Origin of the sequence: Streptomyces griseoloalbus (genome assembly GCA_014650015.1) — a bacterium.
In the GTDB taxonomy this organism is placed as follows: domain Bacteria; phylum Actinomycetota; class Actinomycetes; order Streptomycetales; family Streptomycetaceae; genus Streptomyces; species Streptomyces griseoloalbus.
On sequence record BMUD01000001.1, the window covers coordinates 451746 to 466231 of the forward strand.

Genomic DNA, 14486 nt, shown 5'->3' on the forward strand with positions numbered 1-14486 from the left:
GCTGGATGGCCCGCTGAGCCCCTGAGACGTCCTGCGAGCCCTGGCCCCACGCGGCCGCACTAACACCAAGCAGCGAAGCGGCCCCCGCCGGACGGTGGGGGCCGCTTCCCTGTCGTGACGCCGGTTCTAGGGGAGGTCGCGCCGGTACTGGCGTACGCGGTGGCGCGGTGCGGTGCGCCGGGGTGGGCGGGTCAGGGTGATCTGGCGGACCAGTTGCTGGAAACAGGTGAGGGCGGCGACTCCCGGGAGCGCGGCGGCGGCCGTGTCGGTGATGGTCCGGGGGGCCTGGACGGCGCAGAGGAGTACCGCGACGGACGAGAAGAGCAGCACGACGAACCACGAGTGCAGGGCGCGTCGTTGGTGCAGTGCCGCGCGGAGGATGGACAGCGATCCCGCCAGCCAGGGGCCGTAGACGAGTACGGGCCACCAGGCCGATGAACTGCCGCTGCTGCGTGCCGTGGTGACGAGGAGCAGCGGCTCGTAGGTGACCACACCGCTGAAGACGCTCACCATCGACACGGTGACCGCTGCCAGGGCTGCGATGACGTAGCTGGCGAGTCGTACGGCGTCGGGGCGTTTGCGTGGGGTGAGTTTGCGTGGGGTGAGTTTGCGATGGCCGCGCGGGGCCGCGCGCAGGGGTGGCAGTTCGGCCGTGATCTCCTGCAGGTTGCCCATGGGGCTGCCGGCGGGAGGTGCGGTGACCGAGGCCTCCTCGCGGGTCTGCGGGAAGGGCCGGCCGTACTCCTCGCCGCGGGCCTCCTGGAGCAGATAGGCGAGTTCTTCGGCCGGGTCCCAGGGGGGGACGGCCGGTTCCATGGACTCCGCGTAGACGGCTCCTGCCCGGTGCCGTCCGGTGCCCGCTCCGTCGAATGGGTTCGAGACGTCGGCGCTGTACCAGGGATGGTCGTAGCGTTCATCATTCATGTCACGATTGATTCATCGGGTCGGCGTGCGGATCACCCAAGAGCGGTTCTGCGACGTGCAGTTCGAGCGGCCCTGACCTGCTTGCCTTCGTCATACAGCGACTAACGGCGGGTGTTTCACTTGGATGCGTGGCAAATGAGTGAACGGCTGTAGTGACAATTGTTTTGTATAAAGTCTCGCCATTCCGTTTTTGGGATCGGCGTTCAGCATATGAGGGGCACGGTCCGATGGGTGCGGGATCCGGGCGGACCGTTTGTGCGTCTTCGCCGGTATGGATCTCGAGAAGTCGTCGGCGCCCGCGGGCGAGGGGTGTCTCGTCGTGGCGGTCCGCCTCCCTGTGCGGATCGTGGTGCTCGTGCTGGTCGTGCCGGTGCGGATGGCGTGGGACGCGGTGGTCGTCGCCGGGCGGTTCTTGGGCGACACCGTGTTCCGGCCCCTGGGGCGGGTGCTGCTGTGGGTGGGGCGGGCGGTGTTCGTGTGGCCGTTCGTGGGGCTGTGGCGGTATGTCCTCGTGCCGTTGGGCAAGGGGCTGGCCTGGCTCGGGAAGGTGGTGGTCGTCCTTCCCGTCCTGGCGTTCTACCGATATGTGCTGATCCCCCTTGGTCATGCGCTTGCGTGGGTGTACGTGCGCGTGCTCACTCCGGCCGGACAGGTGCTCGCCGCGATCGGCGCCGGGGTGTGGACGGGGCTGGCGTGGCTGGGGCGGTATCTCGTCGTCGTGCCCTCGGTGGGGGTGTACCGGTGGGTTCTCACACCGGTGGGGCATGCGATCGCCTGGTGCGGCAAGGGAGTCGTGTGGTGCGGCAAGGGGCTCGTGTGGCTGGTGACGTTGATCGTCACGGGGATCGGCACGGCCTTGTACTGGATCACCCGGATCCTGGTGGTGCTGCCCGCGTCGGCGGTGTGGCGCTGGGTCCTGGTGCCCGTGGGGCGGGTGCTCGCCGTCGTCGCGCGGGAGGTCGGGGCCGCCCTCGGGCATGCCTGGCGGGTCGCCGGGCACCTCTCGCTCGCCGTCGGACGGTTCCTCGGGTCGGTGTTCCGGTGGGTCTTCGTGGAGCCGGTGCGGTGGGTGTACCGGAGTGTGCTGACCCCCGTGGGGCATGTGGTGCGCGACACCGTGCTGCGGCCCGTCGCCGAGGCCGCGCGCGCGGCGGGGCGGGCCGGCCGGCAGGCCCTGGCCGCCGCCCGCGCGTCGGCGCGGCAGGCCCGCGCCGACTTCCGCCGGATGCTGCTCGGTGAACCGGCAGGTGAACCTGTCGCCGAACGCGTCGCCGAACGCGTCGCCGAACCGAGGAAACCGCAGCTCGCGCACCGCGGGGAACCTACCGGCCCGGAGACACGTACTCTTGGTAGCAGTACGACCGCTCTCACGAAGGACTGAACGACACTGGGCAAGCGACAGCCCGAAGGCCCGCCGCCCGCACCCGCGGTGCAGCGCATCCGACTGCGCTACACCAAGCGCGGCCGCCTCCGGTTCACCAGCCACCGTGACTTCCAGCGCGCCTTCGAGCGTGCGTTGCGCCGTGCCGAGGTGCCGATGGCCTACTCGGCAGGGTTCACGCCGCATCCGAAGGTGTCGTACGCCAATGCCGCACCCACCGGCACGGGCAGTGAGGCGGAGTACCTGGAGATCGCGCTCACCGAGCCGCGCGACCCCGAGCGGCTCCGGGCCCTTCTCGACGAGTCGCTGCCCGACGGGCTCGACATCGTCGAGGCGGTCGAGGCCCGCACGTCGGGGCTCGCCGACCGGCTGACGGCCTCCGTGTGGGAGCTGCGGCTGGACGGCGTCGCTCCCGAGGACGCCCGCCGAGCGGTGGACGCCTTCAACGCGGCCGAGACCGTGGAGGTCCAGCGCCTGACCAAGAACGGCGTCCGCACCTTCGACGCCCGTTCGGCGGTCGCGGGGCTGGAGAGCGCGGAAACGCACTCGTCGCAGCCCGACGCGAGCGTCGGCTCCACCGGAGCGGCTGATGACGCGCTCCTTGCTGGGCCGACCGACCAGCCCTGTGCGATACTGCGGCTGGTTGTTCGGCACGTGACGCCTGCCGTACGACCCGACGACGTCCTGTCCGGTCTCCGCGCCGTGGCCGACCTGGCGCCGCCGGTCCCCGCAGCGGTGACCAGGCTGGCGCAGGGGCTGTTCGATGAAGAGACCGGCACGGTGACCGACCCGCTCGCGCCCGACCGCGAGGCAGCAGCGACCGAGCCGCAACCGGCCGGCGCCACTGCCGCCGCGACGGCGCCGGCGTAAGGAAGGTCCCGCGTAGGGACGGACGTCGTAAGCGCCGCCCTCGACCTCGGGAGCCACCTGGGTCGGGCAGCGCACCGACCAGAAGACTTTCGCCAGGCCGTACGCATTCGGCGTACGGAACCGGTGAGACAGGACACAGAGAGCTCCCGTGCGGCGCCCGCGCCCCGGACGGCGGCAGACGCGCATCGCGCGAGCCGCGGACGTCACCGGCATCGCCGGACCGAGTGCGGCGCCCGGGAGCCTGACGGGAGAAACGCCCGCATGCTCGAACCGATCGAGCCCACCGAGGGCTCCGAACTGAACACTCCGAGCGACACCCTGCCGCCGCGGCGGCGGCGTCGTGCCGCGTCGCGTCCGGCGGGCCCACCCGCCGGGGCGGCCGAGGCGACGGCCGAGACCGTCGCACCGGCCATACCGGCCGCGGAGGCCGCCGGGGATGCCGACGCCCCTGAGACTCCCGAGCCCGCTGAGCTCGTGGAGCAGGAGCAGGGCAGCGCCGAGAAGGAGGCCGAGGCCGCGTCCGCCGCGCCTCGGCGTCGCCGTGTGGTCCGCCGTGCGGCCGCGCCCGCCGGGGCACCGGCGTCGGCGGAGGCCGCCGAGACCGTCGTCCCGGCGGCGCAGGCCGCAGCGGAGACCACTCCGGTCGCCGAACAGGCCGCCGTCGCCGCCGACACCTCCGAGGACGCCGCTCCCCGGCGTACCCGCCGTCGGGCGACGCGCAGCGTGACCTCGCCGGCGGAGACCGCCGCCGAGACCGCGCGGAGCGCCGCGGAGGCGGAGCCGGTGGCGTCCGCCGAGGCCCCCGTGGCGGCTGCCGAAGCCCCCGAATCCGCCGAAGCGTCCGAGGACGCGGCTCCGCGCCGCACCCGGCGTCGCACCTCGCGGCGTGCTTCCGCACCCGCCGGTGCGCCGGTGACCGCCGGGGAGGGTGACGCGGGCGAGTCCGCGCAGGCCGCCCCGGCCGCCGCCGAGGAGGCCGCAGTGGCCGAGACCCCCGCGGAGACGGTGGAGACGGCGCAGAATCCTTCGGAGACCGCCGAGGCGCCCGCCGTGGAGGCCGGCCCGAGGAAGAGGACCAGGGCCGCGCGGGCGGCCAAGGCCGCGAAGACCTCCGAGGCCGCGCAGGCTCCCGAGGCCGCGCAGGCTCCGGAAGCCGCGCAGGCCCCCGAGAGTGCCGAGGCCCCCGCGGACGATGCCGCTCCGCGGCGCCGTCGTCGGGTGGTCCGCAAGGCCGCCGCCGGGTTCGCCGAGCCCGCGCGTTCCGCGCAGGCCGCCCCGGCCGCCGAGCCCGCCGAGGCGGAGACCTCGCCGCGGCGCCCCGCGCGTCCCGCCGTCGCGGTGTTCCAGCCGCCGGTGTTCACCCAGCCCCGCTTCCAGACCCCGGAGCGGGCCGCCGCCGAAGCCGCGGCCGAGGTCGCCGAACCGGTGGAGCCGGAGGAGACCGAGGGGCTCGCGGAGGAGCTGCCGGAGGAGCAGCCCACCGCCTCCCGTCGCCGTCGTCGGCGCCGGGGCGCGGGCGAGGAGGCCGTGCCGGCCGCCGAGGCCGCTCCCGAGGTCCGGGCCGAGGACGAGGCGGAGGAGGCCGAGGAGTCGGCCGAGGACATCGCCGACGCCGAGGACCAGGACGACAACGAGGCCGCCGGTTCGCGCCGGCGCCGTCGCCGCGGTGGCCGTCGCCGCCGGCGCGGTGAGTCCGCCGAGACCGACGCCGAGGGCGGCGAGCCCGGGGACGCCGACACCGAGCGGGTCTCCGCCGAACAGGCCGCCCAGGACGCCGAGGACACCGCCGAGCAGGACGAGGAAGACGCCGAGGACGAGTCGGCCGAGGACCGCGAGGACTCCGGGGCCGGATCCAGCAGCAGCCGGCGCCGTCGTCGCCGTCGTCGCCGGGCCGGCGACAGCGGTGGCGAGGCCGAGCCCGCCTCCGACGACCCCGAGCGCACCGTCGTCAAGGTGCGCGAGCCGCGCAAGGCCGCCGAGCCGTCGGACGAGGTGCAGTCCATCAAGGGCTCCACGCGTCTGGAGGCGAAGAAGCAGCGCCGCCGCGAGGGCCGCGAGCAGGGCCGCCGCCGGGTGCCGATCATCACCGAGGCGGAGTTCCTGGCCCGCCGCGAGGCCGTCGAGCGCGTCATGGTGGTCCGCCAGCACGGCGACCGTACGCAGATCGGCGTCCTGGAGGACGGCGTGCTCGTCGAGCACTACGTCAACAAGGAGCAGGCGACCTCGTACGTCGGGAACGTCTACCTCGGCAAGGTGCAGAACGTGCTGCCGTCGATGGAGGCCGCCTTCATCGACATCGGCAAGGGCCGCAACGCCGTGCTCTACGCCGGTGAGGTCAACTTCGAGGCGCTCGGCATGTCGGGTGGCCCGCGCCGTATCGAATCCGCGCTGAAGTCGGGCCAGTCGGTCCTGGTCCAGGTGACCAAGGACCCGATCGGCCACAAGGGCGCCCGCCTCACCAGCCAGGTCTCCCTCCCGGGCCGCTACCTCGTGTACGTCCCCGAGGGCTCGATGACCGGCATCAGCCGCAAGCTGCCCGACACCGAACGGGCCCGGCTGAAGAGCATCCTCAAGAAGGTCGTTCCCGAGGACGCGGGCGTCATCGTGCGCACCGCCGCCGAGGGCGCGAGCGAGGACGAGCTGCGCCGGGACGTCGAGCGGCTCCAGGCGCAGTGGGAGGAGATCAAGAAGAAGTCCAAGAACGGCGGCAACGCGCCGACGCTGCTGTACGGCGAGCCGGACATGACCGTCCGGGTCGTGCGGGACATCTTCAACGAGGACTTCACCAAGGTCGTCGTCAGCGGTGACGAGGCCTGGGAGACCGTCCACGGTTACGTCGCGCACGTCGCGCCGGACCTGACGGGCCGGCTGCAGAGGTGGACCAGCGAGGTCGACGTCTTCGCCACGTACCGGATCGACGAGCAGCTCGCCAAGGCGCTGGACCGCAAGGTCTGGCTGCCCAGCGGCGGTTCGCTGGTGATCGACCGGACCGAGGCGATGATCGTCATCGACGTCAACACCGGCAAGTTCACCGGTCAGGGCGGCAACCTCGAGGAGACGGTCACCAGGAACAACCTGGAGGCGGCCGAGGAGATCGTGCGTCAGCTGCGGCTGCGCGACCTCGGCGGCATCATCGTGATCGACTTCATCGACATGGTGCTGGAGTCCAACCGGGACCTGGTGCTGCGGCGCCTGCTGGAGTGCCTGGGCCGCGACCGTACGAAGCACCAGGTCGCCGAGGTGACCTCGCTGGGCCTGGTCCAGATGACCCGCAAGCGGGTCGGCCAGGGTCTGCTGGAGTCCTTCTCGGAGACCTGCGTCCACTGCAACGGGCGCGGTGTCATCGTGCACCTGGACCAGCCCGCCGCCGTCGGCGGTGGGGGCAAGCGCAGGAAGCGGGCGCGTGCCGGTGCGGCGGAGCAGCCGCACGAGCACGAGGCCGTCGCGGGCTTCGAGACGGCCGAGGAGGAGGCGGAGGCGGAGACGGTGGCCGAGGTCGCCGCCGAGGCCGCCGCGCCGGTCGCGCTTCCGGCACCCGAGTTCGTCCCGGACGAGGAGCTGTACAGCAGCGCCGCCGAGGCGGAGGCCGCGGCCACCCGTGGGCGCACGCGCCGCCGGGCGAGCCGGCGGGTGTCGGCCCCTGCGGGCGCGCCGAAGCGGGAGGCCAGGGCCGACCGGCAGCGGGCCGAGGAGACCGAGAAGGCGGAGCGGGCGGCGAAGGTCGAGGCCGCCGAGGAGGTCGCGGTCGGTGCCCCGACGGCTCAGGACGTGACGGTCGCCGAGGAGGCCGCGCGTCCGGTGCAGCCGGAGTCGGCCGCCGAGGCACTGGCCGAGCCCGCGGCCGTCGAGGACGCGGTGGTTGCCGAGCCGGTCGCCGAGGAGGCCGCGCCCAAGGGCCGTACGCGTCGCCGGGCCACCCGCAAGGCGTCCGCGCCGGCCGGTTCCCCGGCGGGAGCGGAGGCCGCGGTGGTGACGGTCGCGGAGCCCGCGGCCACGGTCGCCGAAGCGCCCGAGCCGAAGCCCGCGCAGGCGGCGCCGTCCGAGGCACCCGCCGAGCCCGAGCCCGAGGCCCCGGTGCGCCCGCGCCGCCGCGCGGTGCGCAAGCCGAGCACGTCCACCGCGTCCGAGGAGGCGGCCGTCGTGGTCGTCGCGTCGGCCCCGGCGGAGGAGCAGGCGCCTGCCGGGGAGGCCGAGGAGGCGCCCGCCGCCGAGGAGGCCGCCGCCGAGGAGGCCGCTCCGGCCAAGAAGACCGCCCGCAAGGCGGCCAAGAAGGCCACGGCGAAGAAGGCCGCCACGAAGAAGACGACGGCGAAGAAGACCGCCGCCAAGAAGACGACGGCCAAGAAGGCGGCGAAGACCACCAAGACGGCCGCCGCCAAGACGACCGCGAAGAAGACGGCGTCGAAGAAGACCGCGGCCGCGGCCCAGCAGCCGTCGTCGTCGGTGACGGCCTCGACGGAGGACTGACCGCCGCATCGTTCGAAGATCGTGATCCGCCCCCGGCTCCCGCCGGGGGCGGATTGCTTTATTCCGCCCTCCAATCGTCACCGGGGGGCCGAATATGTGAATGGGCGGTGAATCAATGCCCCCTACCGTCTGGTTATGATGTGGCCAAAGATCGACTTTTAAATCAGACAAACAGGGATTTTGTGTCCCTAATTAGGTAAAGTATTGGGGCGCTACACGTGAAGGCTCTCGTCCTGTCCGGGGGAGCGGGGACCCGCCTCCGTCCGATCACCCACACCTCGGCCAAACAGCTCGTGCCGGTCGCCAACAAGCCCGTGCTGTTCTACGGCCTGGAAGCGATCGCCGATGCCGGGATCAGCGAGGTCGGGATCATCGTCGGCGACACCGCGGACGAGATCCGTGAGGCGGTGGGGGACGGCTCCCGTTTCGGGATCGAGGTCACCTACATCCCGCAGGAAGCGCCTCTGGGACTCGCGCACGCCGTGCTCATCGCCCACGACTTCCTCGGCGACGACGACTTCGTCATGTACCTCGGCGACAACTTCATCGTCGGTGGCATCACCGGCCTGGTGGAGGAGTTCAGGACCGAGCGGCCCGACGCGCAGATCCTGCTGACCAAGGTCCCCAACCCCACCTCCTTCGGCGTCGCCGAACTCGGCGACGACGGCCGGGTGGTGGGCCTGGAGGAGAAGCCGAAGCAGCCGAAGAGCGACCTGGCCCTCGTCGGCGTCTACCTGTTCACCCCCGCCATCCACGAGGCGGTCCGCTCGATCGAGCCGTCCTGGCGCGGTGAGCTGGAGATCACGCACGCCATCCAGTGGCTGATCGACGAGAAGCGGGACGTCCGCTCCACCACGATCTCCGGCTACTGGAAGGACACCGGCAACGTCACCGACATGCTGGAGGTCAACCGGTCCGTGCTGGAGACCCTCGAGCCCCACGACGCGGGCACCGTGGACGAGGCCAGCGAGATCATCGGCCGGGTGCGCATCGAGGAGGGCGCCCGCGTCAGCGGCAGCCGGATCGTCGGACCCGTGATCATCGGTGCCGGAACGGTGGTCGACAACGCGTACATCGGCCCCTTCACCTCGGTGTCCGAGGGCTGCCGGATCGCGGACAGCGAAATCGAGTACTCCATCGTCCTGCGGGGTTCGTCCGTCACCGGCGTGCGCCGGGTGGAGGCCTCGCTCATCGGGCGCGACGTCGAGGTCACGCCCGCTCCCCGTAACCCCAAGGCCCACCGGCTCATGCTCGGTGATCACAGCAAGGTGCAGATCTCCTCATGACGGCCCCCACCTCTCCCGCCCGTCCGACCCGGATCCTGGTCACCGGCGGTGCCGGCTTCATCGGCTCGCACTACGTCCGTACGCTGCTCGGCCCCCAGGGCCCCGGTGATGTCGCGATCACCGTCCTGGACAAACTGACGTACGCGGGCAACCCGGCCAACCTCGACGAGGTGCGCGAGCACCCCGGATTCGCCTTCGTGCAGGGCGACATCTGCGACCCGGAGCTGGTCGGCAAGCTGATGGCGGAGCACGACCAGGTCGTGCACTTCGCCGCCGAGTCGCACGTCGACCGCTCCATCGACGGCGGCGCGGAGTTCGTCCGCACGAACGTGGTCGGCACCCACACGCTCGTCGACGCGGCGCACCGCGCCGGCATCAAGACCTTCGTGCACATCTCCACCGACGAGGTCTACGGCTCGATCGACGAGGGCTCCTGGCCCGAGACCCACCCGCTGGAGCCCAACTCGCCCTACTCCTCGGCGAAGGCGTCCAGCGACCTGATCGCGCTGTCCTACCACCGCACCCACGGCCTGGACGTCCGCGTCACCCGCTGCTCCAACAACTACGGGCACCACCACTTCCCCGAGAAGGTCATCCCCCTCTTCGTCACCAACCTCCTCGACGGCAGGAAGGTCCCGCTGTACGGCGACGGCGGCAACGTCCGCGACTGGCTGCACATCGACGACCACGTCCAGGGCATCGAGCTGGTCCGCACCAAGGGCCGCGCGGGCGAGATCTACAACATCGGCGGCGGTACCGAGCTCTCCAACAAGGAGCTCACCGGGCTGCTGCTGGAGGCGTGCGGCGCCGACTGGGAGACCAGCGTCGAGTACGTCGAGGACCGCAAGGGCCACGACCGCCGCTACTCCGTCGACTGCACGAAGATCCGCGAGGAACTGGGCTACGAGCCGCGCAAGGACTTCCGCGAGGGCCTCGCCGAGACCGTCCAGTGGTACCGCGACAACCGCGCCTGGTGGGAGCCGCTGAAGGAGCGCGCGGCGCTGAACTGAGCTCCGCCACCCACCTCTCGCGGGCCCGGGACCGTCCCGGGCCCGTTCAGGCATTTCCCGCGCGCCCCGGACCACTGCGGCGGCCCGCGCCACCCGCACAGAGGACAAGAAGAGGGATGAACCCGACACAGGAACAGGCAAGCGCCCCGGCCGGCTGGCTGGTCACCGGGGCGGGCGGCATGCTCGGCCAGGACGTACTGGCCCGGCTGGCCGCGGCCGGGGAGCGGACCACCGCCCTGGACCGGGCGGCGCTGGACCTCACGGACGCCGACGCCGTACGGCAGGCGCTCCGGCACCACCGGCCCGCCGTGGTCGTCAACTGCGCGGCCTGGACGGCCGTGGACGACGCCGAGACCCGCGAGGCCGAGGCGCTCGCGATCAACGGCGACGGCCCGGCCCACCTCGCCGACGCCTGCGCCCGCACCGGCGCCGTCCTGCTCCACGTCTCCACCGACTACGTCTTCGCCGGCGACGCCACCACGCCGTACGCCGAGGACGCCCCCACCGCCCCGCGCAGCGCCTACGGCCGCACCAAGCTGGCCGGCGAACGGGCCGTCCTGGAGACCCTCCCGGACCGCGGCTACGTCGTCCGGACCGCCTGGCTGTACGGCACCGGCGGCCCCAACTTCGTCCGCACCATGATCGGCCTGGAGGGCCGGCGCGAGACCCTGGACGTCGTGGACGACCAGCGCGGCCAGCCCACCTGGAGCGCCGACCTGGCCGGTCTGCTGATCGAGCTGGGGCGCGGAGCCCTGGCCGGTACCGCCCCGGCCGGCGTCTACCACGGCACCAGCTCCGGCGAGACCACCTGGTACGGCTTCACCCGGGAGATCTTCCGCCTGCTCGGCACCGACCCGGACCGGGTCCGCCCCACCACCAGCGAGGCGTTCGTGCGCCCCGCCCCCCGCCCGGCCTACAGCGTGCTCGGCCACGAGCGCTTCGCCGCGGCCGGCATCGAGCCGCTGCGCGACTGGCGCGCGGCCCTCACCGAGGCGTTCCCGGCGATCCACCGGGTCCACGAGAAGGAGAACCCGGCGTGACAGTCAAGGTCAGCGTCGTCATCGCGGTCTACAACCCGGGCAAGTACGTCGAGGACTGCGTCACGGGCCTGCTGCGGCAGAGTCTCACCCCCGACGAGTTCGAGGTCTTCTTCGTCGACGACGGCTCCACCGACGAGACTCCGGCCCTGCTGGACCGACTGGCGGCCGAGCACCCCCACTTCCACGTCATCCACCAGGAGTCCTCCGGCTGGTCCGGCAAACCCCGCAACACCGGCATCGACGCCGCCCGGGGCGAGTACGTCATGTTCGTCGACCACGACGACTGGCTCGGCGACGAGGCCCTTGAGCGGATGTACGACTACGGCAAGGCGAACGACGCCGACGTGGTCGTGGGGAAGATGGCGGGCATCGGCCGCCCCGTCCCGCAGGAGCTGTTCCGGGTCAACCGGCCGCGCGCGACGGTGGAGAACGCGCCGCTGATCGACAGCCTCACCCCGCACAAGATGTTCCGGCGGGAGTTCCTCGAGCAGCACGGCATGCGCTTCAAGGAGGGCCGCCGCCGGCTGGAGGACCACGTCTTCGTCGTCGAGGCCTACCTGCGGGCCAGGAGCGTCGCCGTGCTCGGCGACTACCTGTGCTACTACCACATCACCCGCGACGACGGCTCCAACGCCGGCTTCCAGCGCTTCGACCCGGTCGGCTACTTCAAGAACCTCCGCGAGGCCCTCGACGTGGTCGAGGAACTGACCGAGCCCGGCCCGCTGCGCGACAAGCTGTTCAGCCGCTGGCTGCGCAACGAGATGGTCGAGCGGCTGCGCGGCAGCCGGCTGCTCAAGCTCCCCGAGGACTACGCGCAGGAGCTGTACCGCGAGATCCGCGGTGTGATCACCGAACGCTTCGGGCCGGGCGTGTTCGCCAGGGTCGCCCCCACCCAGCGGGTGGTGGCCGGACTGATCGCCGCCGACCTGTACGAGGACGTCCGCGCGCTCGCCCGCTGGGAGGCCGGGATCAGGCCCACCGGCACCCTGGACTCCCTGGCCTGGCAGGAGGGCGTCCTGAACGTCGGATTCACCTCCGAGTACCAGGTCGACGGCGAGCCGATGACCTTCCGCCGCGAGGACGAGCGCGACCTGCTCGCCCTGCCGCTGTCCGACAAGGCGCTGGAGGCGCTGGCCGGGCAGAACATCACCCTGGACGCCCCGGTCGCGAAGAGCGACGTGGACCTGGTGGTCCGCCACCGGGAGGACGCCACGCAGTACTACCTCCCGGTCGAGTGCGCACCGCACCGCCTGGAGGCGGGAGACGGAACCTTCCGCCAGCGGATCACCGCGCGCGCCGTGCTCGACCCCGAGACCGCTGCCGCGGGCAAGCCCCTGGGCAAGGGCATCTGGGACCTGCACCTGCGCATCAAGTCCTGCGGCTGGAGCAAGGAGACCCGGCTCGGAGCGGTGCGCGGCGAGGAGGCGGAGGCCGGGCGGCTGGCCGCGCTCACCGGTGAGCCGAGGCGGCTGGTCCTGCCGTACTGGACCGACGGGCCGGGCAACCTGTCCCTCGACGTCGACCAGCACACGAACAAGCTGGAGCGCGAGGCGGTGGCCCTGATGGACCCGGCCGAAGCTGTCGTCGAGGGGGCCACCGTACGGCTCCCGCTGCCGCTGCACGTCGCGGCGGACGGCGGGGATCCGGTGCGGCTCCGCTTCGAACGCAAGAACGTGGGCAAGTTCCCGGCCGACGCCGTGGTGGACGGCCGTACGGTGAGCGCCACGCTGCCGGTGGGGAAGCTCGCCGGGAAGCGCTGGGCCGTCCGCGTCGGCGTGCCGTCCGCCGGCCGTGGCGAGGCAAAATGGACCCGGCTGCCGGTGGACGTGGTGGTCGCCGCCGACGGCACCGCCCGGGTGATCGACCGGCACACCCCGCCGGCCGGGTCCGCCGGGCAGAAGGCGGCCCCGAAGAAGCCCGCCCGGCCCCGCCCCCTGTGGCGCAGGGTCGCCGGGCGCGTCAAGCGCGCACTGACGAACGAGCAGAAGAAGAGCTGAGGACCCCTTCGATGCGACCCCTTTCCCTCTCCGGTGCCTGGGTGCACGAGCCGAAGATCTTCCCCGACGGCCGGGGCAGCTTCCACGAGTGGTTCAAGGCCCCGGTCTTCACCGAGGCGGCCGGTCATCCGCTCACGCTGGCCCAGGCCAACATGTCCGTCTCCAGCCGGGGCACCCTGCGCGGCATCCACTTCGCCGACGTGCCGCCCGGCCAGGCCAAGTACGTCAAGTGCGTGCGCGGCGCGGTCCTCGACGTGATCGTGGACATCCGGACCGGCTCGCCCACCTTCGGCCAGTGGGAGGCGGTCCGCCTGGACGACCGGGACCACCACGCGGTCTACCTCTCCGAGGGCCTCGGCCACGGCTTCATGGCGCTCACCGACGACGCCACGGTGGTCTACCTCTGCTCCGAGGGGTACGCCCCCGAGCGCGAGCACGGCATCCACCCGCTCGACCCGGCGCTCGGCATCGAGTGGCCCGACGGCCTCACGCCGCTGCTCTCCCCCAAGGACGAACAGGCGCCCACCCTGGCCGAGGCCCGCGAGCAGGGCCTGCTGCCCTCCTACGAGGCGTGCGTGGCCTACCGCGAGAGCCTCGGCGGCTGAGCCGCCCGGACCGGACCCGCCGCCGGGGCGGTCCGGCCCGCCGCCCCGCTCCGGTTTGACCCGTTCGGCCGGGGCCCCGTAATCTGGGCCGTCGGCGTGTTTAGTGACATGCCACATCCCCGTAAACCTCTTCCTCCGGAGCACACGGTGTTCCGGAGAGGCTGTTCGCGTGTCGTGAGCGGCTGGACTGCGGGGGTGCCGGTCTTCGAATGAGAGTGAGATCCGCGTGTACGCCATCGTGCGCAGCGGTGGTCGCCAGCACAAGGTTGCTGTCGGCGACATCGTTGAGGTTGACAAGATTTCCACCGCCAAGGTCGGCGACACGGTCGAGCTCTCGACCCTGCTCGTCGTCGACGGCGACGCCGTGACCAGTGACCCGTGGGTGCTGGCCGGCATCAAGGTCCAGGCCGAGGTCGTGGACCACCACAAGGGCCAGAAGATCGACATTCTGCGCTACAAGAACAAGACCGGCTACCGCCGTCGTCAGGGCCACCGCCAGCAGTACACGGCGATCAAGGTCACTGAGATCCCCGCGGCTGCGAAGTAAGGGACTGAGGAGAGATGGCACACAAGAAGGGCGCATCGTCCACCCGGAACGGTCGTGACTCCAACGCTCAGCGCCTCGGCGTGAAGCGCTTCGGCGGTCAGGTCGTCAACGCGGGTGAGATCCTGGTCCGCCAGCGCGGCACCCACTTCCACCCGGGCGCCGGCGTCGGCCGCGGCGGCGACGACACGCTGTTCGCGCTGCAGGCCGGTTCGGTGCAGTTCGGCACCAGCCGTGGCCGCAAGGTCGTGAACATCGTTCCGGTCGCCTGATCGGAAGCTTTCGCGAGGCGGACCTCACTTCCCCGGTGGGAAGCGGGTCCGCCTTTCGCGTGTTACACCAACCACTGATCCGTACGTTCT

At 72.1% G+C, this 14486-nt stretch carries 11 protein-coding genes; 10 read left to right on the plus strand and 1 reads right to left on the minus strand.

The genetic code is table 11. The annotated features are described in order from the left end of the window. Window positions 1–126: 126 nt before the first annotated feature. Window positions 127–924: a hypothetical protein gene (locus tag IE178_RS01960; protein ID WP_193511057.1), complete on the minus strand. Its 798-nt coding sequence runs from the start codon at window positions 922–924 to the stop codon at window positions 127–129. Between the two features lie 271 nt (window positions 925–1195). On the opposite strand from IE178_RS01960, the gene IE178_RS01965 reads away from it, so the two are divergent. The 10 genes from IE178_RS01965 (at window position 1196) to rpmA (ending at window position 14396) form a co-directional block, all read left to right on the plus strand. Then, window positions 1196–2305 (plus strand): hypothetical protein, encoded by a 1110-nt coding sequence (locus tag IE178_RS01965; RefSeq protein ID WP_193511058.1) that lies wholly within the window; start codon window positions 1196–1198, stop codon window positions 2303–2305. Between the two features lie 48 nt (window positions 2306–2353). Next, window positions 2354–3175: a TIGR03936 family radical SAM-associated protein gene (locus IE178_RS01970; protein ID WP_184760631.1), complete on the plus strand. Its 822-nt coding sequence runs from the start codon at window positions 2354–2356 to the stop codon at window positions 3173–3175. A 261-nt stretch (window positions 3176–3436) separates the two neighbouring features. Next, the gene (locus tag IE178_RS01975) at window positions 3437–7642 is read left to right on the plus strand and encodes an Rne/Rng family ribonuclease (RefSeq protein ID WP_193511059.1); all 4206 of its coding nucleotides are present in this window, start codon (window positions 3437–3439) and stop codon (window positions 7640–7642) included. A 218-nt stretch (window positions 7643–7860) separates the two neighbouring features. Further along, window positions 7861–8928 carry a glucose-1-phosphate thymidylyltransferase gene (locus IE178_RS01980; RefSeq protein ID WP_193511060.1) on the plus strand — a complete coding sequence of 356 codons (1068 nt, stop codon included), beginning with the start codon at window positions 7861–7863 and terminating at the stop codon, window positions 8926–8928. Then, window positions 8925–9938 carry a dTDP-glucose 4,6-dehydratase gene (rfbB, locus tag IE178_RS01985; protein WP_184760634.1) on the plus strand — a complete coding sequence of 338 codons (1014 nt, stop codon included), beginning with the start codon at window positions 8925–8927 and terminating at the stop codon, window positions 9936–9938. Before IE178_RS01980 ends, rfbB begins: the two co-directional genes overlap by 4 nt. Window positions 9939–10054: 116 nt before the next feature. Then, on the plus strand, window positions 10055–10978 hold the full coding sequence (gene rfbD, locus IE178_RS01990; RefSeq protein ID WP_193511061.1) for a dTDP-4-dehydrorhamnose reductase: 924 nt from the start codon (window positions 10055–10057) through the stop codon (window positions 10976–10978). Further along, window positions 10975–12975, plus strand: coding sequence for a glycosyltransferase family 2 protein (locus IE178_RS01995; RefSeq protein WP_193511062.1), 2001 nt, complete (start codon window positions 10975–10977; stop codon window positions 12973–12975). The genes rfbD and IE178_RS01995 overlap by 4 nt, the downstream gene beginning before the upstream one ends. A gap of 11 nt (window positions 12976–12986) precedes the next feature. Beyond that, the gene (rfbC, locus tag IE178_RS02000) at window positions 12987–13580 is read left to right on the plus strand and encodes a dTDP-4-dehydrorhamnose 3,5-epimerase (protein ID WP_193511063.1); all 594 of its coding nucleotides are present in this window, start codon (window positions 12987–12989) and stop codon (window positions 13578–13580) included. Between the two features lie 226 nt (window positions 13581–13806). Next, complete coding sequence (gene rplU, locus IE178_RS02005; protein WP_004931419.1) at window positions 13807–14127, plus strand: 50S ribosomal protein L21; 321 nt, start codon at window positions 13807–13809, stop codon at window positions 14125–14127. A 14-nt stretch (window positions 14128–14141) separates the two neighbouring features. Beyond that, window positions 14142–14396, plus strand: a complete 255-nt coding sequence (gene rpmA / locus IE178_RS02010) for a 50S ribosomal protein L27 (protein WP_006132816.1) — start codon at window positions 14142–14144, stop codon at window positions 14394–14396. Window positions 14397–14486: the final 90 nt, after the last annotated feature.

Coding starts and splice junctions, on each gene's coding strand:
- rfbD (WP_193511061.1), top strand. CDS start 10,055: ATGAACCCGACACAGGAACAGGCAAGCGCCCCGGCCGGCTGGCTGGTC.
- rfbB (WP_184760634.1), top strand. CDS start 8,925: ATGACGGCCCCCACCTCTCCCGCCCGTCCGACCCGGATCCTGGTCACC.
- rfbC (WP_193511063.1), top strand. CDS start 12,987: ATGCGACCCCTTTCCCTCTCCGGTGCCTGGGTGCACGAGCCGAAGATC.
- rpmA (WP_006132816.1), top strand. CDS start 14,142: ATGGCACACAAGAAGGGCGCATCGTCCACCCGGAACGGTCGTGACTCC.
- IE178_RS01960 (WP_193511057.1), bottom strand. CDS start 924: ATGAATGATGAACGCTACGACCATCCCTGGTACAGCGCCGACGTCTCG.
- IE178_RS01975 (WP_193511059.1), top strand. CDS start 3,437: ATGCTCGAACCGATCGAGCCCACCGAGGGCTCCGAACTGAACACTCCG.
- IE178_RS01965 (WP_193511058.1), top strand. CDS start 1,196: ATGGATCTCGAGAAGTCGTCGGCGCCCGCGGGCGAGGGGTGTCTCGTC.